The following is a 21107-nucleotide window of genomic DNA, read 5'->3' on the forward strand; positions in this document are numbered from 1 at the left end:
GACAGGGTGAGAAATGCAGTTGCAGTGGCCTAGCAGGGGGTTGGTCCTGGTCGATGTCGATGAGAGGAGGCTGAAGGTCGTCGGTGAAGCGCTTCTAGAGAGGTGTCCGGATTTCCTGATCTTCCCTGAATACATCACCCACTGGGAGGACGGCGCTCCGCTGGACCCGGAGCGGAAACGCGAGCTCCTCGCGGAGATCATCGAGGAGGCCGGCAAGCGGGGCTGGATCTTCGAGATACGGGAAGGTGAAAGGCCGTGACAGGGTGAGCGCGCTGGACGCTAGATTCTTGCGCTCAAGCCCGGAGTCGCGCTGGTGCAGTCAATGTCACACGAGGCGGCGACCCTGATACTCAATGTTCTGTCCGGTCGGGCCTGGCGCCACGCCGAGGGCTTGGAAGAGCAATCTCGCCTTATCTAAGATGTCATACAGACCTTGGGATCGGAAGGTCATATCGGCGAGTGGTACTCGGCGGGTGATCTCTGGGCCGGGGCGGGTGGGGTTCTCGGTTGATGTCAGTGCTTATCTGGCCGAGTTACCGGTGTTGGCTGGGAGTCTGCCGGAGGGGGCTCGGGAGTTCGCGCTGGACGCCGGGCACTACGACTTCTCCAGTCCGCGGTGTGTCAAGGGGCTGGAACTGGCGGGTGCTGGACGAGGTCCTTCCGCTGGGGCGCGGGTGCAGCCATGAGGTCGTGCTCACCGGCGGGGTCATCGTGGTCGAGTGTGATGATCTGCGGTTCCGCTGGGAGTAGGGATCCAACGAGGAGACCCCCGGCTTTCGCCGGGGGTCTCGTTGGTGAGGGTGTCGGGTTGTGGGGCCCTGGCCTGTGGGCGGCATTTCTGACCGGGGTCCCACAACCCGACGTCTGTGGCCCTACGGGCGGTAGCCCGAAGGGGCGTACTGGTGGACCTGGTCCTGCGGGCCCTGGAGCTTCTTCTTCGGCTCGTCGCCGTGGCCCGGCCACCAGGCCTTGTGGCCCAGCAGGGCGGTGATGCCCGGGACGAGGAAGGCCGACATCACGAAGGCCGACAGGGCGATGCCGATCGCGACCGAGAAGCCCATCTGCTTGAGCATCGAGACCGGGGCCAGCATCATGACCGAGAAGGTGCCGGCGAGGATGAGGCCCGCCGCGGCGACCGTGGGGCCGCCGTGCTGGACGGCGAGGGCGGCGGCCTGGCGTGGCTCGTTGCCCTCCTTCGCCTCTTCCCGGAGGCGGGCCGTCATCAGGATGTTGTAGTCGGTCCCGATGGCCAGGACGAACAGGTAGAGGACGATCGGCAGCTGGAAGGTGACGCCGGCCTCCCCCTGTGCGCCCTGGAAGACGTACACCGCGGAACCGAGCGTGGCCGCGAAGCCCAGCAGGACCGAGATGACCAGGTAGATCGGTGCGACCACCGACCTGAGCAGCAGGGCCAGGATCAGCGCGATCAGCACCGCGGCCACCGGCAGGATGACCGACAGGTCGCGGTTGTTGACGGTGTTGATGTCGGCGAAGATCGCCGTCTGACCGCCGACGTAGGCGCGGGTGCCCTCCGGTGCGATCTTGTGCACGGCCGGGGTCAGGTCGTTCTTGACCAGGCTGATGGACGTGTTCGACACCGGGTTGGTCTTGAGGACCAGGTCGACGCGGGCGACGGACTTGTCCGCGTTCTGGACGGGCTCCTGCACCCTCCCGACGCCCGGCGCGGACTTGGCGGCCTGGCTGAAGGAGGCGAGCTGCGCCCCGGTGACCGGCTTCCCGTCGTTGCTCTTGATGAACACCTGGACGGGCGTGGTGAGGCCGGGCGGGAACCCCCTCTCCATGTCCTTGGTGGCCTGGGCCGACTCGGTGTCCTGCGGGAAGCCCGCGGCGAAGTCGTAGTCGGCCTTGAAGCCGAAGGTGCCGGCGGCCAGCACGACCATCACGACGCCGGCCAGCAGCGCGGCGACGGCGGGACGGCGGCCCACGCCGCGGCCGATCGCCGCGGAGACGGTGCCCTTCGGCTGCTTCTTCCACGCCTTGGACGGCCAGAACACGGCCGTGCCGAGCAGCGAGACGATCGCCGGGAAGAGGGTGAGGGACGTGATGCCCATCACGACGACCGCGATGGCGAGGGACGGGCCCCAGGCGCTGAACACGCCGAAGGTCGCGAGGAGGAGGACCAGGAACGTCACGGCGATGGCGGCGGCGGCCGAGGAGATGACCTCGCCGACGCGCTCCACCGCGGTGATCATCGCGGTCTTCTTGTCGTCCCCGGCCCGGAGCCGCTCGCGGAAGCGGAACATCAGGAACAGGTAGTAGTCGGCGCCGATGCCGAACAGGACGATCAGGATGATGGTGTTGAGGCTGTCGTCCCCGGAGAAGCCGAACACCTTCGAAGCGGCCCCGATGAGGCCCATCGAAAGCTGCATCGTCAACATGATCACGACGATCGGCAGGATCGCCGCGATCGGTGCCCGGAAGATCAGCAGGATCAACCCGATGATCAGGACGAAGGTGGCGATGCCGACGATCTCGAAGGACTTGTTGAAGGAGTCCTCGTTGTCGACGAAGCCGGCCACGTCACCGCCGACCTTGGCCTCCAGCCCGCTGCCCTTGAGCAGCGCCGGCAGGTCCTTGCGGATCTGTTTGACCGCGTCGCCCTGCTTCTCGCTGTCCTCGGTGGAGGTGCCCTTCATCGGCACCATGATCACTTGGACGGCCTTGTTGGGGGCCACGGCGTCCGCCCCCGTGGCGAAGCCCTGGACGGTCGGGGGCTTCTTGGCGTTGAGGGACTTGGCGGCCTGGTCGACCCGGGCGTTGTCCGCCGGGGTCAGCGGGCTGCCGTCCGACCGCTTCACGACGATCAGCGAGGAGGTGTCCTCCTGCTGGGGGAACGCCTTCTCCGCCACCTTCATCGCCTGGACCGACTCGTACTTCGAGGGCAGGAAGTCGCCCTGGTCGGACTCGGTGGTCAGCTTGGGGGAGAACACGATGACGACCGCGGCCACGACGAGCCAGGCGACAATCGTCCACCACGGGTGTCTCACGACGAAGCGCGCGAGCCGAGCGAACATGCGTCTTCCTTCAATCAAGGGTGGGTTAGAGGTACCTGTAAAACGGTAGGGAACGGACACCCTCTTGTGGTCAACCCCCGAGCCGAATTAGGGCGTGATACCTACGGGGGAGCTCCTCCTCCTCCAGGAGGGCTCGCTGGTGGATAGCCTCGTTCCCATGGACAACGAGGTTCAGGGGTTCGAGACCCTGGCGATCCACGCGGGGCAGGAGGCCGACCCGGTGACGGGGGCGGTCGTGCCGCCGATCTACCAGGTCTCGACCTACAAGCAGGACGGCATCGGGGGACTGCGGGGCGGTTACGAGTACTCCCGGTCGGCGAACCCGACGCGTACCGCGCTGGAGGTATGTCTGGCCGGGATCGAGGGGGGCGAGCGGGGGCTGGCGTTCGCGTCGGGACTGGCGGCCGAGGACGCCCTCGTGCGCGCGGTGTGCGAGCCGGGCGACCACGTGATCATCCCGGACGACGCCTACGGGGGGACGTACCGGCTCTTCGCGAAGGTGGCCGGCCCATGGGGGGTGACGTTCGACCCGGCGCCGCTCAGCGACATCGAGGCCGTCCGCGCGGCGGTCCGTCCCGAAACGAAGATCATCTGGGTGGAGACGCCGACCAACCCGCTCCTCAACATCGCCGACATCCGGGCGCTGGCCGTCGTCGCGCACGACGCGGGCGCCCTGCTGGTCGTCGACAACACCTTCGCCTCGCCGTACCTCCAGCGGCCGCTGGACCTCGGCGCGGACGTGGTCGTGCACTCCACCACCAAGTACATGGGCGGTCACTCCGACGTCATCGGTGGCGCGCTGATCGCCGCGGACGCCGCGCTGGGGGAGCGCCTGGCGTTCTACCAGAACGCGATGGGGGCCGTCGCCGGGCCGTTCGACGCGTGGCTGACCCTGCGGGGGATCAAGACGCTCGGCGTGCGCATGGACCGGCACTCCGCCAACGCGGAGCGGATCGTGGAGATGCTCACCGGACACCCCGCCGTCCGGACGGTGCTGTACCCGGGGCTGCCCGGGCACCCCGGCCACGACGTCGCGGCGAAGCAGATGAAGGCGTTCGGGGGGATGGTGTCGTTCCAGATGGCGTCGGAGGAGGAGGCCGTCCGGGTCTGTGAGCGGACGAAGCTGTTCACGCTCGGAGAGTCCCTCGGCGGCGTCGAGTCGCTGATCGAGCACCCGGGCCGGATGACGCACGCGTCGGCGGCGGGCTCGCCGCTGGAGGTGCCCGGCGACCTCGTCCGGCTGTCGGTGGGTATCGAGGACGCTGCCGATCTTCTGCGGGATCTGCGGCAGGCGCTGGACTGACCCTGGAACGATCCTGACCTGCGAGAACACCCTGGGCGGCCGGTGCGGGACGACCGGCCGCCCGCGGGTGGCGATGGGACGAACTGCCCATCCTTCCCGCACCGGACTTGATCAAACATCTATGATGTGCCCGCCAGGTTCCATCAAGAAAGGGCCCGGGGTGCGCAAAGTACTGGTGTGTGGTGCGGCGTTCGCCGCGACATGTCTGGCCGCGCTGGCCGTTCCGACGGGGGCCGAGGCCACCGCCCCCGGTCCGAGCCCCGCCAAGCCCGCGCCGACCGTCGGGCCGTCCGAGGAGACGGGCACCGGCGCGCCGTCGGGCAGCCCAGAGACCGGCGCCACTACGCCGCCCGCGTCCCCGTCCGCGCCGTCCGGGGGCTCCTCCGGCGGCGTCGGGACGACCGACGGCATCGTCTCCGGCAGCGCCGTGATGGTCACGCCCCGCCTCCCGAAGTTCAAGACCTACGCCTACGGCAAGGCGTCCCGGCAGCGGATCGACGCCTACTGGCGGCCGTCGGCGCCCAAGGCGGCGCCGCGCCCCGCCGTCCTGGTGATCCACGGCGGCTACTGGCAGGGCGGCGACAAGAGCAGCTGGAAGTACCTCGCGCGGCGGCTGACCGCCGAGGGGTACGTCGTCCTCGCGTCGAACTACCGGCTCGCGCCGAAGGCGGTGTGGCCCGCGCAGCGCAACGACGCCATGTCCGCGCTGGACTTCATGCGGAAGCACGCGAAGGTCTGGAACCTCGACCCGAACCGGATCGCCGTGATCGGCTCGTCCTCCGGCGGGATGCTCGCGACCCAGCTCGGCACCTACGGCACCGGCGGGCAGCGGGTGCGCGGCGTGATCGCGCTGTCACCGCCGAACAACCCGTTCCTGGCCTACCAGGACGGCGCCGAGCCCGGCGCAGTCCCCGCGAAGCGGATGCTGCGGAAGGCCGTCGTCGACCTCGTCCGCTGCGTGCCCGGCGGGCGTGCGGGCGCGCCGTGCTGGAAGCGGCTGGACGACGCCAACACCACCAACCACGTCTCGGGGGGTGACGCGCCGATGCTGCTCATGCACGCCAGCGGCGACTTCGTCCCGGTCACCCAGAGCACCGGCCTCGCCGCCGCGCTGCGCGCCGCGGGGGTCCCCGCGACGGTGAAGGTCGTCCAGGGTGAGATGCACGCGTCCGGGCTGCTGGAGGACGAGCACACCTACCCGCAGATCGTGGACTGGCTCGACGCGCACATGAAATGACGGTCAGCCGTTCCACACCATCAGGACGAGGATCACCAGCCAGATGAGGGCGACGACGCCGGACATGGCCGCGATCCGTCCCCGCTCCACCTGCGCGACGTCGCCGCGCGCCGCGGGCGTGGCCGCGGCCTGACCCGCGGCCGGGACGTCCTTCCCGGCGTCCTCCTCCCGCGCCTTCTCCGCCTCGCCCTCCGGACGCGTCGCCGACGCGGCGGCCGCGGGACCGGCCGCCGCCGCACCGGCGGCCGCGGCGGTCTCCAGCAGGTGCGACGCCTTCCGCTGGTCGCGCTCCACGATCAGCAGCAGGACCAGCGCCACGACGAACAGCGTCATCGACACCGACAACCACACCTGCGCCAGGTCGCCCTTCGCGAGGGCCAGGCCGAACAGGAAGATCCCCAGGGTCGCGACACCATAGATCTGCGTGGTGCGGTGCAGGTAGCGCACCACGACCACGTTCCGCTTGCGGATGTAGCGGGGGGTGGACATGGTCGCGGCGGTCAGCGGCCCCAGCGTGAAGATCGCGAAACCGATGTGCAGGAGCAGGAGCAGGCGGTCGGAAGTCGACATGACGCCGACCTTAGCCCCGTTCCCCCCGCGGCGGGTCCTCAGCGCCGGGCGCGCCGCACCCTCAGGTAGTCGCTGACGACGTACTCGCCGAGCCGATCGGCGTCCGGGGCGAACACCCGGCCGCCGTTGCGGCGCGCGACCTCCTCCACGAACGACACGAGCCGCCGGTCCTCGGCGAGCATGAAGAAGTTCATGCAGGCGCCGCGGCGGGTCATCTTGTCGACCTCGGCGAGCGTGAGCACCAGCGTGTCGGTGGACGGCGGGTAGTCGAACAGCGAGCGCCCGTCGGGCCGCAGGTGCGCGGTGGGCTCGCCGTCGGTGACGACCAGCACGATCGGCTCGAAGTCGGGATGCCGGTCCAGATGCCGTCCCGCGATCATCAGCGCGTGGTGCAGGTTGGTGCCCTGGACCATGTCCCAGTCCAGGCCCGCCATCTCCGTCGGGTGCAGGACCCGCGCGTAGTTGGAGAACCCGATGATCTGGATCGCGTCCTGCGGGAACTTGCTCGTCACCAGCGTGTGGAGCGCCAGCGTGGTCTGCTTCGCCGCCGCCCACGTCCCGCGCAGCACCATCGAGTACGACAGGTCCACCAGCAGGCACACGGCCGCGCCGGTGCGCCGCTCGGTCTCGTGCACCTCGAAGTCGTCCACGCCGAGCCTGACGCCGCCGGGACGCCGCGCGCCCCCCAGGCCCGTCCGGTCCGGCGCGCCCGGTGCCGCGGGTGCGGGCACCGCGGGCGCCGGTGCCGCGGGGCCCGCCGCCGTCGCCGGGACGCGCGTGACGAGCCCGCCGTCGAGGGGGCCGCGCCCGCCGTCCATGGCGCTGCGGCGGATCGCGTTGCCGACCGTCCGGACGACGTCCAGGGGCTGCTCGTCGCCGAACCGCCATTCCCGGCTCGCGCCGGTCAGCTCGCCCGCCTGGCCCGCGTCCCGCTGGTCGTGGTCCCCCTGACGGCCCGAGGTGAGCTGGGAGAACACCCGGCGCAGCGCGGTCTCGCCGAGCCGCCGCACCGCCTTCGGCGTCAGCTCCAGCTTCCCGCGGCGGCGCTGGAGGAAGCCCTGCCGCTCCAGTTCCTTCTCGATGCGGCGCAGCGCGGCCAGGTCGTCGACGGCCTGCCGGCCGAGCGCGCGGCGGACCGCGTCCTCGTCGATGTCGTCCAGCCGCGCGCCGGGGTACTCCTGGCCGAGCGCCGACTCCAGCTCGGCGAGGTCGGCCAGCTCCGCCAGCGCGGTCGTCGCGTCGCCCATCCCCAGCGGGTTCTGCCCGGTCATCTGCTCGGCGTCGCCCCAGGCGAGGTCGGGACGGCGCGCCCGCAGCGCGTCGCCGAGCCGGGTCATCTCCATCGCCAGGCCCGCGTCCTGCATGGCCTGGTCCATGAGGCCCGCCAGCTCGGCGCGCTGGTCGGGGCTGAGCGAGGCCAGCAGCCGGTCCATCGCGGCGGCCCGGCGCGCCAGCGCGTCGACCAGTTCCTCCAGGTTCCGGGGCGCGTCGGGGAACATGTCCCCGTACTGCTCCATGAACCGGTCGAAGTCCTCCTGGGTGTGCTCGCCGCGCGCGTCGCGCTCCAGCATCTGGTTCAGCGCGGCCATCATGTCCTTGACGCGCTGCATGGCGGCCGGATCCTGGTTCTCCAGGGCCTGCTTCATGCCCTGGAACTGCGCGTCCAGCACCTCGCGCCGCAGCAAATCCTTCAGCTGCTCGAACGTGGCACGGGCCGCGTCGGAGCGCCATTCGTAGTCCGAGAGCCGCCGGATCGCCTGGGACGTGTCGTCCGGCAGCGTGTCCAGCTCCGCCTCGCGCAGCCGCGCCTCGTCACTCGGATCGGGGAACAGCTCCGCGCGCTCTTGGCCGATGGCGGTGTCGAGCAGCGCGCGCGCCTGCTCCAGGGTGCCGTCCAGGCGACCCCGGTTGCGGAGCGCGCGGCGCCGCTCCCGGACCTCACGGAGCAGGTCATCGAGCCCACGGCGGCCCTCCGCGCCGGGCAGGCCCCGCCGCAGCAGCTCCCGCAGCGCGTCGTCGGGGCGGGTGCCGTCCAGCACCGAGTCGCCCATGGCGTCCAGGGCGTCGCGGACGTCGTACGGCGGGGCCAGCGGATCGGGTCCGTCCTCGTACGCGCCGTAGCGGTAACCGCTCATCGACCCTCCTTGCCCGTGGAGACCTCAGGTGCGATAGGTGGCCGTCCCGTCGGCTCGTCCATCGGAGACGTCCTTCGACAGACGCCTGGTGAGGAACAGCCCCTCCAGGGCGAACTCCAGCGCGGCCGCCGCCTGCCCGGGCGACTCCCCGCTCATGCCCAGCCTTTCCATGATCTTGGCGAGCCCGGGGACCTGGCCGATTCGGCGCAGCAGCTCGGCCGCCGCGACCAGCTCGCCCGACTCGACCCGCTCGCCCGAGTCGAACTTGTCCAGCAGCCCGGTCAGGTCGGCGGCGCCCAGCGTCCGCCGGTAGGTCTCGGCGACGGCCCGGCGCAGCAGGTGCTCCAGCACCTCCTGCTCGCGGCCCTCCTCGCTGACCTCGAACTCCACCTTGCCCATCAGCGACGGCACGACCGCCGGCAGGTCGCAGACCCGCGCGACGGCGCGCTCCTCGCCGGTGAGCGCGGCGCGCCGCACCGCCCCCGCCGCGACGGTCTCCGCGCCCGCGAGCGCGAACCGCGCCGACACGCCGGAGCGGGCGTCCACCGCCGTCGACTCCCGGACGAGGCGGGTGAACCGCCCGATCACCTCGACCAGGTGGTCGGGGACCTCCGCGGGCAACCCCGCGAGATCGGCGAAGTCGGCCTCCTGCCGGATCAGGTCCAGCTCGGCCCGCAGTTCGAGGGGGTAGTGGGTGCGGATCTCCGCGCCGAAGCGGTCCTTCAGCGGCGTGATGATCCGGCCCCGGTTGGTGTAGTCCTCGGGGTTGGCGGACGCGACGAGCAGCACGTCCAGCGGCAGCCGCAGCGCGTACCCGCGGACCTGCACGTCCCGCTCCTCCAGTACGTTGAGCAGCGCCACCTGGATGCGCTCGGCGAGGTCGGGCAGCTCGTTGATGGAGAAGATCCCGCGGTTGGTGCGCGGGACGAGCCCGAAGTGGACGGTCTCGGGGTCGCCGAGCGTGCGGCCCTCGGCCACCTTGATCGGGTCGACGTCGCCGATGAGGTCGCCGACGCTGGTGTCGGGCGTGGCGAGCTTCTCGCCGTACCGCTCGTCCCGGTGCTTCCACGCGACCGGCAGGGCGTCGCCCTCGGCGGCGGCCAGGCGGCGGCAGCGCACGCACACCGGCCCGTACGGATGGTCGTTGATCTCGCAGCCGGCCACCACCGGGGTCCACTCGTCCAGCAGCCCGCCCAGGGTGCGGATCAGCCGCGTCTTGCCCTGGCCGCGCTCGCCCAGCAGCACCAGGTCGTGCCCCGCGAGCAGGGCGCGTTCCAGATGGGGGAGGACGGTGTCGTCGAATCCGAGGATCCCCGGGAACCGCGGCTCGCCGGCCCTCAGCCGGGCGAGCAGGTTGTGGCGGATCTCGGCCTTCACCGATCGCTGGACGTGACCGCTGGTGCGCAGATCGCCCAGTGTGGTCTCGCGAGGTGTGGATGAACGCACGCGATCGACATTACGTCGCCGGTACGGGGAATCGCACCCTCACGCCGGTATTCGTCCCACGCCCGGCGACGTGTTGGGTGTCCGGCGCGCGGCGGGGGAGACTGGAGATGTGAGGCGAGCCGGTGAACGCGGAGAGGGAGGCGGCGCCGATGGCGCGATTCGGTGATGGCCTGGCCCTCGGCCCGGACCTGACCAGCGCGGCCGGGTCCGCGGTCGAGCAGGCCCTGGCGCCGCTGAGCGCGGCACCGGACCTGGTGTGCGTGTTCGTCCGCGGCGACGACCCCGACGAGGTGGCGGCCGCGGCGCGGCACGCCGCCGCGGCCGCCGCGCCCGCGCTGGTGCTCGGGTGCAGCGCGTCCGGCGTCATCGGCGCGGGCCGCGGCGTCGAGGAGACGGGCGCGGTCAGCGCGTGGGCGGCGGTGCTGCCCGGCGCGCGGCTGGAGCCGTACCGGCTGGAGACGCTCAAGGCCGAGGACCGGCTGATCGTCGTCGGGATGCCGGAGGGTCGGCCCGACGACGTGGTGGCCGTGCTGCTCGCCGACCCGTTCAGCTTCCCGGTGGACGCGTTCGTGGAGCGCTCGGACGACGCCCTGCCCGGCCTGCCGCTCGTCGGCGGCCTCGCGGGCGGCGAGGAGCGCGGCGAGACCCGGCTGTTCGTCGGGGGCGACGTCTACGACGACGGCGCGGTCGGGGTGGTGATCGGCGGCGACGTGGCCGCCGCCACCGTGGTCAGCCAGGGCGCCCGCCCGATCGGGCCCGACATGGTCGTGACGCGGGCCGACGAGAACGTCCTCTACGAGCTGGCGGGCGTCCCGGCGCTGGAGAAGCTGGAGCAGATCGTCGTGGGGCTGCCCGAGGAGGACCAGGAGCTCGCCGGGCAGGGGCTGCTCATCGGCGTGGCCATGGACGAGTACGCCGACGAGCACGAGCACGGCGACTTCCTCGTCCGCGGGGTGGTGGGCGCCGACACCGACAGCGGCGCCATCGCGATCGGCGACGTCGTGGAGGTCGGGCGGACCGTCCGCTTCCAGGTCCGCGACGCGGGCGCCGCCGAGGAGGACCTCGCCGCGCTCCTGGAGCGGTTCGACCTCGCGCCCGTCGAGGGCGCGCTGCTGTTCTCCTGCAACGGGCGCGGCCAGGCGATGTTCCCCGACTCCGACCACGACGCGAAGGTGCTCGACCGCGCGTTCGGGCCCGCGGGCATCGGCGGGTTCTTCGCCTCGGGCGAGATCGGCCCCGTCGCGGGACGCAACCACGTGCACGGGTTCACCGCGTCCATCCTGGCGTTCGGGCGGCCCGCGTGACCGACCCCGCCGCGCCCGGCCAGGCGCCCGTCCTCGCCGTCGACATCGGCGGGACGAAGATGGCCGCGGCGCTCGTCGAGCCCGGCGGCCGCGTCGCCGCCTACGACCGCGTCGCCACCCCCGACGGCCCCGCCCCGGACGGGACGGCGCTGGACGCCGAGGGCCTGTGGCGGACCCTGGAGGCGCTGCTGGGCAAGCTCGCCGCCGACGCGGGCGACCCGCCCCTCGCCGGGGTCGGCGCCGGCTGCGGCGGCCCGATGACCTGGCCCGGCGCCGAGGTGTCCCCGCTCAACATCCCCGCCTGGCGGGGGTTCCCGCTGCGCGCGCGGCTCCGCGACCGGTACCCGGGGCTGCCCGTCCGCGTCCACAACGACGCCATCTGCGTCGCGATCGGCGAGCACTGGCGCGGCGCGGGACGCGGCCGCGGCAACGTCCTCGGGATGGTGGTGTCGACGGGCGTCGGCGGCGGCCTCGTCCTCGGCGGGCGGCTCGTCGACGGCGCCAGCGGCAACGCCGGGCACATCGGCCACGTCGTCGTCGACCCCGACGGGCCGCCCTGCGAATGCGGGGGGCGGGGCTGCCTGGAGGCCGTCGCGCGCGGCCCCGGCCTCGTCGCGTGGGCGCAGGAGCAGGGCTGGCGTCCCGGGAGCCCGGACGTGACCGGCATCGAGCTGGCCGCCGACGCCCGCCGCGGCCACCCCGTCGCCGTCGCCGCGATGCGCCGCGCCGGCCACGCCATCGGCGTCGCGGTCGCGTCCGCCACCCACCTGTGCGACCTGGAGGTGACGGCGATCGGCGGCGGCGTCTCCCAGGCGGGCGCGCTGCTGTTCGACCCGCTGGAGGAGGCGTTCCGCGCGCACGCGCGGATGGACTTCGCGCGCAGGGTCCGGATCGTCCCTGCCGCCCTCGGCCAGACCGCGGGCCTGATCGGCGCCGCCGCCCTGGTCTTCGCAGGTGACCGCTACTGGAGCGCCGACTGATCAAGGTCATGGGAAGATCGGGGCTATGACCCTCGTCAGCGTCGACGACGTCCGGGCCGCGCGTGAGCTGCTCCGTGACGTGGCCGTCACCACCCCCCTGATCCGCTCGCGGGTCCTGTCGGAGGCCATCGGCGGGCCCGTCCTGCTGAAGTGCGAGAACCTCCAGCGCACCGGATCGTTCAAGATCCGCGGCGCGTACGTGCGGATCGCCCGGCTCGGCGACGCCGAACGGGCCCGCGGCGTCGTCGCGGCCAGTGCGGGCAACCACGCGCAGGGCGTCGCGCTGGCGGCGTCCATGCTCGGCTGCAAGGCGACGGTCTTCATGCCGGCGGGCGCGCCGCTGCCGAAGGTCGCCGCGACCCGCGGATACGGCGCCGACGTGGTCTTCCCGGGCCCGACCGTGGACGACTGCCTGGTCGCCGCCGAGGAGTACGCCGCCGAGCGCGGCGCCGTCCTGATCCACCCGTTCGACCATCCGGACGTGGTCGCCGGGCAGGCCACCATCGGGCTGGAGATCCTCGACCAGTGCCCCGACGCCCGGACCGTGGTGGGCGCCGTCGGCGGCGGCGGGCTGATGTCGGGCATCGCCGTCGCGCTCAAGGGCGTCGCGAAGGAGACCGGCGGCCACGACGTGAAGGTGGTCGGCGCGCAGGCCAAGCGGGCGGCGGCGTTCCCCGCCTCGCTCGCCGCGGGCCGCCCCACCCGCGTCGAGATCGAGGCCACGATGGCGGACGGCATCGCCGTCGGACGCCCCGGCGACCTCACCTTCGACCTGTTCACCGAGCTCGTCGACGCGGTCGTCACCGTGACCGAGGAGTCGATCTCGCAGGCGCTGCTGCTCTGCCTCGAACGTGCCAAGCAGGTCGTCGAACCGGCGGGCGCCGCCGGTGTCGCGGCGCTGCTGGAACACTCCTACGCCGTCCGGACGCCCGTGGTGGTGCTGCTGTCGGGCGGCAACATCGACCCGCTGCTGCTGTCGAAGGTGCTGCGCCACGGCCTGGCGGGCACCGGCCGCTACCTCGTCGTCCGGTGCCGGTTGAAGGACCGCCCGGGCGCCCTCGTGACGCTGCTCAGCGAGCTGGCCGAACTCGGCGTCAACGTCCTGGACGTCATGCACGAGCGCGTCGCCGCGCGTCTGCACGTCGAGGAGGCCGAGGTCCTGATGCACCTGGAGACCCGCGGCGCCGACCACTCCGAGGACGTCATCGGCCGCCTGCGCGAGAAGGGTTACACGATCAGCAGCTGATCCGGCCCCGGCGCGGCGATGCGAGGACGTCCTCGCTCGGCGTTCGGCCCGCGTGAGGCTCGTTTCCGCGTCGCCTCACGCGGGCCGGTGGCGTGCGCGTGGTGGCCGGGGTCCTTGGCACGGACTCGTGCGGTCAACTCCCCTTCGGGTGGCTGAGCGGGGGCTTGCCCTCGGAGTAGAGCCAGGTCGTGGCCCACGTGCGCAGGCTCCGGTGCGAGAGCCGCTCGGCGAAGCGGACGAAGTCCTCGGTCGAGGCGTTGCCGTGCCGGTAGGCGGCGGGCCACGCCTTGAGCAGCCGGTAGAACGTCTTGTCGCCGATGGTGCGGCGCAGGGTGTGGATGGCCATGGCGCCACGGTCGTAGACGAGGCCGTCGAAGATGCCGTCGCGGCCCGGGTCGGAGACCTTGCCCTTCCACAGCGAGCTGGTCGGCGGCGCCGAGAACGCGTCGTCGAAGCTCTTCTGGACGGGGATGCCGGAGAACTTCTCCGAGTACAGCCACTCGGAGTAGGTCGCGAAGCCCTCGTTCAGCCAGATGTCGGCCCACCGCTTGGGCGAGACCGTGTCGCCGAACCACTGGTGGCCCAGCTCGTGCGCGAGCAGGGTCCCGCTCGGGATGGCGCCGCCGCGGCGCATGTCGTACACGGGGCGGCTCTGCGTCTCCAGCGCGTAGTCGATGCCCGCCTTGACGGCGATCCCGCCAGTGGCGGTGAACGGGTAGCGGCCGTACAGGGACGACTGGAAGTCGGTGACCTGCGCGGTCTGGTCGAGGAACTGCTTCGCGAGGTCCGGGCCGATGCCGAGGACCTTGTCGGTGGCGGTCAGGTTCGGGACGCCGCCGCGGGTGCGTCCGGTGAGGACGTCGAACCTCCCGATCGCGAGCATGGACAGCTCGCTGGCCATCGGATCGCGGACCTCCCAGCGCGCCGTCGTCCAGCCGTTCCGGGTGCGGCTGCCCGCGGGATTGCCGTTGGCGAGGGCCGTGATGCCCTTGGGCGTGGTCAGGACGAAGGTGTAGGTCGCCTTGTCGGTCGGGTGGTCGTTCACGGGGAAGACCGTGGCCGCGCCCGTCGGCTGGTTCAGCATGACGGCGCCGTCCGGCGTCGGCACCCACCCGGACGTGCCGAGCGCCGGGTCCTGCACGGTCTGCGGGACGCCCGAGTACGCGACGGTCACGGTGAAGCGGTGGTTCTTGCGCAGCCCCTTGCGCGGCGTGATGACCAGCTCCTGCGCGCCCGTCCGCGCGTAGGACGCCGTGCGGCCGTTCACCCTCAGCGAGGAGATCTTCAGGGGGCCGAGAAAGTCCAGGTCGAAACGGGAAAGGTTCTGGGTGGCCCGCGCGGTGATCCGGGTGATCGCCGTGATGGCCTTCGTCTTCGGGTCGTACTTCAGGCCGATGCCGTAATGGGCGACGTCGTAGCCGCCGTTGCCCATATCGGGGAAGTACGGGTCCCCGGCGCCGGGGGCACCGGGGGTGAAATGGCCGGCGGCGTCGGCGGGCGCGGCCGGCACGAGCAGGCCCGCGGCGACGCTCAGCGCGACGGCGGACAGCGCTTTGGGGGTTCTGGTCATGGACCTCGTCCTCGTCATGAAGCCATAGAATTTCTGGTGGGCTGCGGGTTCGCAAGAGCGATCCGCCCTAGGAGCGACCGGCCCGGTGTGGAATTGTCGGATAAGTCCGGTTGTAGATCACCACTTCTCCGGTTTCCCCGGGGTGAACAGCCACGCGGTGAACAGGGTTCCGAGCTTCTTGCCGGAAACGCGCTCGGCATGCGCGATGAACTGGGACGTCGTCGCCGACGAGTCGCGCCGCGCGTCCGCCCACGTCCGCAGGATCGAGAAGAAGGCCGGGTCACCGACGCGGTCGCGCAGGGCCTGGAGGCACATCGCGCCGCGGACGTAGACCGAAAAGCCGAACAGGTGCCTCGCGCCGGGGTCGCCCGGCGGCGGGACGAAGACCGGGGAGCCCGCCGGCTGCGCGTGGTAGCGCTGGAAGATCTTCTTGGCGGAGTCCTTGCCGCCGTGTTCGCGCCACAGCCACTCGGCGTAGGTGGCGAAGCCCTCGTTCAGCCAGATGTCGCGCCACTCGTGGACGCTGACGCTGTCGCCGAACCACTGGTGCGCCATCTCGTGGGCGACGAAGTCGTCGTCCGGGACGAAGCCGCCGTAGACGGGCCGCTCCTGCGTCTCCAGCCCGTAGTCGAGACGGACGTCGTCCACGATCCCGCCCGCCGTCGCGAACGGGTACGGGCCGAAGACGCTCGACGCCCAGGTCAGCGCCTTGACGGTGCGGCTCTCCAGCTCCTTGGCGGACGCCGCGAACTTCGGGTCCACCGCCGTGATCACGGGGATGCGCCCGGCCATGGTCTCGCGCACCTGGAAGGAGCCGATCGCGACCGTGGCGAGGTAGGTCGCCATGGGCGACCGCTCGTCCCACCGGTAGGTGGTGGTGGCGCCGTCCTGGACGGTGGGGCCCGGCGTGCCGTTGGCGAGGGCCCGCAGGCCCTTCGGGACGGTGACGCGGAACGACCAGGTGGCCTTGTCGCGGGGATGGTCGTTGACGGGCAGCCACGTCGGCGCGCCGTCCGGCTCGGCCACGACGAGCGCGCCGTCCTTGGACGGAACCCACCCGTACGTCCCGGCGCCCTGCTTCCGGACGGGCCCCGGCCTGCCCGCGTACCGGACGATGGTCGTGAACGTCCGGCCGTCGGGAATGGCCGCGCCGGGGGTGACGGTGAGTTCCTGGCCCGCGCGCGTGTACGGGGCGGACCGTCCGTCGACGGTCACGCCGACGATCCGGGGGCCGCTGTAGTCGAGGTTGAACGCCGACAGGTCCTGCGTGGCACGCGCGGTCACCGCGATCGTGGCGTCCACCTCGCCGGTCCGCGGCCCGGCGTAGGCCAGCGCGACGTCGTAGTGGGCGACGTCGTAGCCGCCGTTCCCGGCGCCGGGGAAGTAGGCGTCGCCGATCCCGGCGGCGCCCGGTGCGCCGGGCGGCCCGTCCGCCGTGGCGGAGGCGCCGTGCGCCGACACCAGCAGGGTCGCGGCGGCCAGCGCCGTGGTCATCCGTCCAGGTGGGCCGCTCACGGGCAGATCATGGCCCGGCCACGTCCCGGAGGCGTGCCGCCCGGCCGTGCTTGACCGTGTCCTTGCCCGTTCTTCACCCGCCCCGGACGGTCCTCAGAGGGACGGACGGCCCCGCTTGAACAGCCACGCGTCGAAGAACGGGTCGAGCCTCTGCCCGGACACCCGGTCCGCCACCGCGATGAACTGCGGCGTCGTCGCGTTGGCGTGCCGCCGCTCCTTCGTCCACGCCTGGAGGATCTTGAAGAACGTGGCGTCCCCGACCTTCGTGCGGAGCGCGTGCAACGTCAGCCCGCCCCGGTCGTAGACGGACCTGCCGAACATCTGCCCGCGGCCCGGGTTGCCCGTCGGGACGTCCCACAGCTCCCGGTTCCCCGGGTCGCCGTACAGCTCGTCGAAGTGCTCCTTCACCGACCGGCCGCCGGTCTTCTCGTCCCACATCCACTCGGCGTAGGTCGCGAAGCCCTCGTTCAGCCAGATGTCCTGCCAGCGCGTGACGCTCACGCTGTCGCCGAACCACTGGTGCGCCAGCTCGTGCGCGACGATCGTCGGCTGGAGGCCGAACGCCCCGTACACCGGGCGCGTCTGCGTCTCCAGCGCGAACCCGACCCCCGCGTTGTCGATCAGCCCGCCGGTCGACGTGAACGGATAGGGGCCGAACAGCTTCGCCCACTCCTCGGTGATCTGGGCGTTCAGCTTGTGGAAGGTATCGACGTTCACCGTGGGCAGCGTCGGGTCGACCGCCGTGATGACGGGCACGCCGCCCGCGGTGCGGCCCGTCCGGACATCGAACCGGCCGACGGTGACCGTCGCCAGGTACGTGGCCATCGGGTCCTTGACGTGCCACTTGGTGGTGGTCGCCAGCCGCGCGGCGGCCGGGACGACCGTCGGGTCCTGCGAGCCGCCGGGCGGCGTGCCCCCGCCCGGGCCCGAGCTGGGCGCGCCGCCGCCGGATGATCCGGGCAGCGGGGACTCGGGCTCGCCGTTGGCGATGGCCGTCAGCCCCGGCGGCACGGTCACCTCGAAGTCGAACGCCGCCTTGTCGCTCGGATGGTCGTTGCTCGGGAACCAGGTGTGCGCGCCGCTCGGCTGGCACGCCACGAACACCCCGTCGGGCGTGCGCACCCACCCGTACTTGCCGAGGATCGGGTCGGACACGGGCCGCGGAGTCCCGGAGTACTTCACCACCGTCGTGAACTTCGCGCCCTTCTCCAGGGCCTTGGCCGGGGTGATCTCCAGCTCGCTCCCGCCGCGCTGCTGCCGCGCCGGCGCCCCGTCCACCGTCACGGACGAGACGTCCAGCGCCGTCAGGTCGAGGTTGAAGCGCGCCAGCCGCGCCGTCGCGGTCGCGGTGATGGTGGCGGTGCCGTCGAGCTCCTTCGCGCCGCCCGGCGTGACGGCCAGCTTCAGCCCGTAGTGCTGGACGTCGTAGCCGCCGTTGCCGTCACCGGGCACGTACGTGTCGCCCGCGCTGGTGGGGCCCGCCGGTCCGGAGACGGCCGGGCCGTCGGGGGGAGCGGCGGGGGGCGGGCCCGACGTCCCCGCCCCCGGGTCGTCCTCGTCGCCGAACGGGGTCTGGCAGGCGGTCAGCGACCCCGCGACGGCGAGAGCGGCCAGCCCGGCCGCGGCGCGGAACGCGACGCGCGTGCCGTTGCGGCGGGGACTGGGCGTGTTTCCGGCCTTATGCACACCGACCAGCCTGCCCGTGATCGGGCACGCTGGGCAACTCGGAAGGACAGGCTCAACCGCCTCAGCGGCGGGCGTACGGGTCGGGTGCGTGCCGATCGGCCTTCGTCACGACGGTGTGGGCGACCTTGCAGTGCAGCGCCTGCTTGCGCTGGTCCCAGAGGATCCATGCGACGTCGATCAGCGCGATGCACCCGCAGATCCCGCCGAGGACGGTGTAGAACGCCGACCGGCCCGCGGACCTCCCGAACCCGATCGGCCCCCCGTCCTCCTCCCGGACGACCCGGATCTTCAGCAGCTTCTTCCCGACCGTCTGCCCCCACTTGGCGTGCATCAGCCAGAAGTACAGGAACCCCAGCACGATGCCGAACGCGTTCGACGCCGCCTGGCCGCCGTCGTAGAAGGAGTCGCCCTCGTCCGGGTCGAAGACGCGGCCCCAGTCGACGAACGGCAGCGACACCAGCCCGGTCACGATGCCGAGGAGGATCGCGTCCACGATGGCCGCTCCCAGCCGCGCCCACCGGCTGGCCAGCCCCGCCGCCGGATCGACGTACTCGCCGGCGCCCCCGCCGTACCGGGGAAGCCCCCCGGCCCCCGGCGTCCCGGGATATGGCTCCTGCTGCCCGTATCCGGGCTGTTGCCCATAGCCGGGCTGCTGGCCGTACCCGGGTTGCCCGCCCTGCCCAGGCTGCTGCTGCCCATAGCCAGGTTGCTCGCCGTATCCCGGCTGCTGTTGCCCGTATCCGGGCTGTTCTCCGTAACCAGGCTGCTGCCCGTAACCAGGCTGCTGCCCGTAACCGGGTTGTTGTCCATAACCAGGCTGCTGCTGGCCCCCATAGGGGGGACCCTCGTACGGGCCGGGCCCTCTAGGGTCCTCCTGCCCGCCGTAGGACGGTTCCTGAGAGTGGGGGCGGTGCTCCGGCTCTTCCCCGGGCGCGGGGTCGTTCGGCGGTTGCGTCATGCCGTCAAAGTGGGCCGGACAGACCCTGCCTAAACGTCGCCGCGCCCGGAGCGCCGGGAAAATTTACATTTGAATGATCAAAGATTGCCGGGATCACCCGGGACCGGGTGCTTGGCGTACGGATTGGGCGCCCACGAAGGGGCCTTCACCACGATCGTCCCGGCCACCTTGTCGTGAAGGGCCTGACGCCGCGCGTCCCAGAGGATCCAGGCGTTGTCGAGCAGTCCCGCGATGCCCACCAGGCCCCCGGCGGGCCCGAGGAGGTTGAGGACGGCCGTGCCGATCGTGATCAGGTAGACGAACCCCTGCCTGGCCGCGGCCTGTCCCCAGCCGACCGCCGCCTGGTCGGACGCGCGGACCAGCCGGATCCCGGCGGCCCGCTTGCCGACCGTCTGCCCCCATCTGGCGTGCAGGACCGTGTAGTAGGCGAATCCCAGGACGAACGCGACGGCGTAGCCGATGAGAAGACGCGGGATGTCGTACATGTCGGACGGGGTGGCGGTCTCGCCGGACTCGGAGATCTCCTTCAGCCGGTCCCAGCGGATCGCCTGGATGAGGAAGGGGAGCGAGACCACGCCGACGATCAGGCCGTCCAGCAGCGCCGCGCCGAGCCGGGCCCAGCGTCCCGCCAGGTGGTCGCCCGGGCCGCCATGCCCGGGAGGGCCGTAGGCGGGCTGCCCGTAGGGCTGCTGCGCGCCACCCGGCTGGGGGTAGGCGGGCAGCGGCTGGGCCCCGGCCGGTCCGCTGCCGTACGAGCCCTGGTACGGCGGGGGACGGTCGGCGGGTTCGTCCTGGTGCGGGGCGGTGTCGGGGGCTTGCCAGTCTTGCGGCTTCTGGGGCGGTTCGCTCATGGCCACACAGTGTGCCCGTCCGGGACGGTGCAATGTCACCCGGAGGTATGCGTGGACGGACCGGTCAGGGCATCCAAGGGGCTGCCGGAGTGACCTCCGGTCTCGGCCCCGGGCGCGGCGCGGCACGTCCGGGGCCGAGCCCCCGACCGGTGGGACGGGGCGTCACAGGTTCCCGCGGCGCTCCTGCTCCCGCTCGATCGCCTCGAACAGCGCCTTGAAGTTGCCCTTGCCGAAGCCCATCGAGCCGTGCCGCTCGATCAGCTCGAAGAACACCGTCGGCCTGTCCTGGACGGGCTTGGTGAAGATCTGCAGCAGGTAGCCGTCCTCGTCGCGGTCGACCTGGATGCGGCGCTTCTGCAGCTCGTCGATCGGGACCCGCACCTGGCCGATGCGCGCGCGCAGCTCCGGGTCCTCGTAGTAGGAGTCGGGGCACTGGAGGAACTCCACCCCCGCCGCGCGCATCCGGTCGACCGACGCCAGGATGTCGTTGGTCGCCAGCGCGATGTGCTGGACGCCCGGGCCGCCGTAGAACTCCAGGTACTCGTCGATCTGCGACTTGCGCTTGCCCTCCGCCGGCTCGTTCAGGGGGAACTTCACCTTGCGGGTGCCGTCCGCGACGACCTTGGACATCAGCGCGGAGTACTCGGTGGCGATGTCGGCTCCGACGAACTCGGCCATGTCCGTGAAGTTCATGACGCGGTGGTAGTAGTCGGCCCACTCGTCCATGCGCTCGACGTTGCCGACGCAGTGGTCGATCGCCTGGAAGATCCGCTTGTCCGGCGGCTCGACGATCGGATCGGCCGCCTCGAAGCCGGGCAGGTACGGGCCCGAGTACAGGGAGCGGTCGACCAGCGAGTGCCGCGTCTCGCCGTAGGTGGCGATGGCGGCGACCGTCACCTTGCCGTGCTCGTCCTCCAGGACGTTCGGCTCCTCCAGTCCGGTGGCGCCGTGGGCGAGGGCGTGCCGGTAGGCGGCCTCGACGTCGGGCACCTCGATCGCGAGGTCCACCACGCCGTCGCCGTGCGCGGCGACGTGCCGCCCGACCTCGGTGCCCGCCCGCGTGGGTCCGCGCAAGACGAACCGGGCGCTCCCGGACTCCAGTACATGCACGGCCTCCTCGCGAAGGCCGTTCTCAGGTCCGCGGTAGGCGACCCTCCGCATGCCGAAGGCGGTCGAGTAGTAATGCGCTGCCTGGTGGGCGTTGCCGACGGCGAAGACGACGGCGTCCATGCCCTTGACCGGAAACTCATCCATGCCACCTAATCTCGACA

General features: G+C 71.9%; 17 protein-coding genes. 7 read left to right on the plus strand and 10 right to left on the minus strand.

Features of this window, described 5'->3' with window-relative positions:
- The first annotated feature begins 13 nt into the window (after positions 1-13).
- Together AGRA3207_RS28795 and AGRA3207_RS39950 are read left to right on the plus strand one after the other, a co-directional pair.
- Positions 14-259 carry an Imm74 family immunity protein gene (locus AGRA3207_RS28795; RefSeq protein WP_231330181.1) on the plus strand — a complete coding sequence of 82 codons (246 nt, stop codon included), beginning with the start codon at positions 14-16 and terminating at the stop codon, positions 257-259.
- Positions 260-618: 359 nt separating this feature from the next.
- Complete coding sequence (locus AGRA3207_RS39950; RefSeq protein ID WP_273699954.1) at positions 619-750, plus strand: hypothetical protein; 132 nt, start codon at positions 619-621, stop codon at positions 748-750.
- A 122-nt stretch (positions 751-872) separates the two neighbouring features.
- Here AGRA3207_RS39950 and AGRA3207_RS28800 read toward each other — a convergent pair whose 3' ends face one another.
- On the minus strand, positions 873-3035 hold the full coding sequence (locus tag AGRA3207_RS28800) for an MMPL family transporter (protein WP_231330182.1): 2163 nt from the start codon (positions 3033-3035) through the stop codon (positions 873-875).
- 157 nt (positions 3036-3192) lie between these two features.
- On the opposite strand from AGRA3207_RS28800, the gene AGRA3207_RS28805 reads away from it, so the two are divergent.
- Positions 3193-4338, plus strand: coding sequence for a cystathionine gamma-synthase (locus AGRA3207_RS28805; RefSeq protein ID WP_231330184.1), 1146 nt, complete (start codon positions 3193-3195; stop codon positions 4336-4338).
- Positions 4339-4498: 160 nt separating this feature from the next.
- Positions 4499-5575: an alpha/beta hydrolase gene (locus tag AGRA3207_RS28810; RefSeq protein WP_231330185.1), complete on the plus strand. Its 1077-nt coding sequence runs from the start codon at positions 4499-4501 to the stop codon at positions 5573-5575.
- 3 nt (positions 5576-5578) lie between these two features.
- On the opposite strand, the gene AGRA3207_RS28815 is transcribed toward AGRA3207_RS28810, so the two are convergent.
- From AGRA3207_RS28815 to AGRA3207_RS28825, 3 genes are read right to left on the minus strand one after another with little or no spacing between them, the layout of a single operon-like run.
- The gene (locus tag AGRA3207_RS28815) at positions 5579-6145 is read right to left on the minus strand and encodes a hypothetical protein (RefSeq protein WP_231330186.1); all 567 of its coding nucleotides are present in this window, start codon (positions 6143-6145) and stop codon (positions 5579-5581) included.
- A 38-nt stretch (positions 6146-6183) separates the two neighbouring features.
- Positions 6184-8280: a VWA domain-containing protein gene (locus AGRA3207_RS28820; protein ID WP_231330188.1), complete on the minus strand. Its 2097-nt coding sequence runs from the start codon at positions 8278-8280 to the stop codon at positions 6184-6186.
- 24 nt (positions 8281-8304) lie between these two features.
- Positions 8305-9726, minus strand: a complete 1422-nt coding sequence (locus tag AGRA3207_RS28825; RefSeq protein ID WP_231330189.1) for a sigma 54-interacting transcriptional regulator — start codon at positions 9724-9726, stop codon at positions 8305-8307.
- A 149-nt stretch (positions 9727-9875) separates the two neighbouring features.
- On the opposite strand from AGRA3207_RS28825, the gene AGRA3207_RS28830 reads away from it, so the two are divergent.
- From AGRA3207_RS28830 to ilvA, 3 genes are read left to right on the plus strand one after another with little or no spacing between them, the layout of a single operon-like run.
- Positions 9876-11030, plus strand: coding sequence for an FIST signal transduction protein (locus tag AGRA3207_RS28830; RefSeq protein WP_231336421.1), 1155 nt, complete (start codon positions 9876-9878; stop codon positions 11028-11030).
- The gene (locus AGRA3207_RS28835; RefSeq protein ID WP_273699955.1) at positions 11027-12010 is read left to right on the plus strand and encodes an ROK family protein; all 984 of its coding nucleotides are present in this window, start codon (positions 11027-11029) and stop codon (positions 12008-12010) included. The genes AGRA3207_RS28830 and AGRA3207_RS28835 overlap by 4 nt, the downstream gene beginning before the upstream one ends.
- Before the next feature lie 25 nt (positions 12011-12035).
- A complete protein-coding gene (gene ilvA / locus AGRA3207_RS28840; protein ID WP_231330191.1) occupies positions 12036-13256 on the plus strand; it encodes a threonine ammonia-lyase in 1221 nt (406 codons plus the stop codon).
- A 133-nt stretch (positions 13257-13389) separates the two neighbouring features.
- Here ilvA and AGRA3207_RS28845 read toward each other — a convergent pair whose 3' ends face one another.
- From AGRA3207_RS28845 to hppD, 6 genes are all read right to left on the minus strand, one after another.
- Positions 13390-14826, minus strand: coding sequence for a M1 family metallopeptidase (locus AGRA3207_RS28845; RefSeq protein ID WP_231330192.1), 1437 nt, complete (start codon positions 14824-14826; stop codon positions 13390-13392).
- A gap of 117 nt (positions 14827-14943) precedes the next feature.
- Positions 14944-16341 carry a M1 family metallopeptidase gene (locus tag AGRA3207_RS28850; protein WP_231330194.1) on the minus strand — a complete coding sequence of 466 codons (1398 nt, stop codon included), beginning with the start codon at positions 16339-16341 and terminating at the stop codon, positions 14944-14946.
- A 93-nt stretch (positions 16342-16434) separates the two neighbouring features.
- Positions 16435-18027 carry a M1 family metallopeptidase gene (locus AGRA3207_RS28855; RefSeq protein WP_231330195.1) on the minus strand — a complete coding sequence of 531 codons (1593 nt, stop codon included), beginning with the start codon at positions 18025-18027 and terminating at the stop codon, positions 16435-16437.
- Positions 18028-18088: 61 nt separating this feature from the next.
- The gene (locus tag AGRA3207_RS28860) at positions 18089-18985 is read right to left on the minus strand and encodes an RDD family protein (RefSeq protein ID WP_231330197.1); all 897 of its coding nucleotides are present in this window, start codon (positions 18983-18985) and stop codon (positions 18089-18091) included.
- A gap of 77 nt (positions 18986-19062) precedes the next feature.
- Positions 19063-19836, minus strand: a complete 774-nt coding sequence (locus tag AGRA3207_RS28865) for an RDD family protein (RefSeq protein ID WP_231330198.1) — start codon at positions 19834-19836, stop codon at positions 19063-19065.
- A 162-nt stretch (positions 19837-19998) separates the two neighbouring features.
- Positions 19999-21090 carry a 4-hydroxyphenylpyruvate dioxygenase gene (hppD, locus tag AGRA3207_RS28870; protein WP_231330200.1) on the minus strand — a complete coding sequence of 364 codons (1092 nt, stop codon included), beginning with the start codon at positions 21088-21090 and terminating at the stop codon, positions 19999-20001.
- Between the last annotated feature and the right edge of the window lie 17 nt (positions 21091-21107).

The organism is Actinomadura graeca (assembly GCF_019175365.1).
Lineage (GTDB): Bacteria > Actinomycetota > Actinomycetes > Streptosporangiales > Streptosporangiaceae > Spirillospora > Spirillospora graeca.

Bases quoted from the DNA above. Each gene is read 5' to 3' on its own strand.
- AGRA3207_RS28795 (WP_231330181.1), top strand. From the start codon at position 14: ATGCAGTTGCAGTGGCCTAGCAGGGGGTTGGTCCTGGTCGATGTCGAT.
- AGRA3207_RS28800 (WP_231330182.1), bottom strand. From the start codon at position 3,035: ATGTTCGCTCGGCTCGCGCGCTTCGTCGTGAGACACCCGTGGTGGACG.
- AGRA3207_RS28805 (WP_231330184.1), top strand. From the start codon at position 3,193: ATGGACAACGAGGTTCAGGGGTTCGAGACCCTGGCGATCCACGCGGGG.
- AGRA3207_RS28815 (WP_231330186.1), bottom strand. From the start codon at position 6,145: ATGTCGACTTCCGACCGCCTGCTCCTGCTCCTGCACATCGGTTTCGCG.
- AGRA3207_RS28820 (WP_231330188.1), bottom strand. From the start codon at position 8,280: ATGAGCGGTTACCGCTACGGCGCGTACGAGGACGGACCCGATCCGCTG.
- AGRA3207_RS28830 (WP_231336421.1), top strand. From the start codon at position 9,876: ATGGCGCGATTCGGTGATGGCCTGGCCCTCGGCCCGGACCTGACCAGC.
- ilvA (WP_231330191.1), top strand. From the start codon at position 12,036: ATGACCCTCGTCAGCGTCGACGACGTCCGGGCCGCGCGTGAGCTGCTC.
- AGRA3207_RS28845 (WP_231330192.1), bottom strand. From the start codon at position 14,826: ATGACCAGAACCCCCAAAGCGCTGTCCGCCGTCGCGCTGAGCGTCGCC.
- AGRA3207_RS28860 (WP_231330197.1), bottom strand. From the start codon at position 18,985: ATGACGCAACCGCCGAACGACCCCGCGCCCGGGGAAGAGCCGGAGCAC.
- AGRA3207_RS28865 (WP_231330198.1), bottom strand. From the start codon at position 19,836: ATGAGCGAACCGCCCCAGAAGCCGCAAGACTGGCAAGCCCCCGACACC.
- hppD (WP_231330200.1), bottom strand. From the start codon at position 21,090: ATGGATGAGTTTCCGGTCAAGGGCATGGACGCCGTCGTCTTCGCCGTC.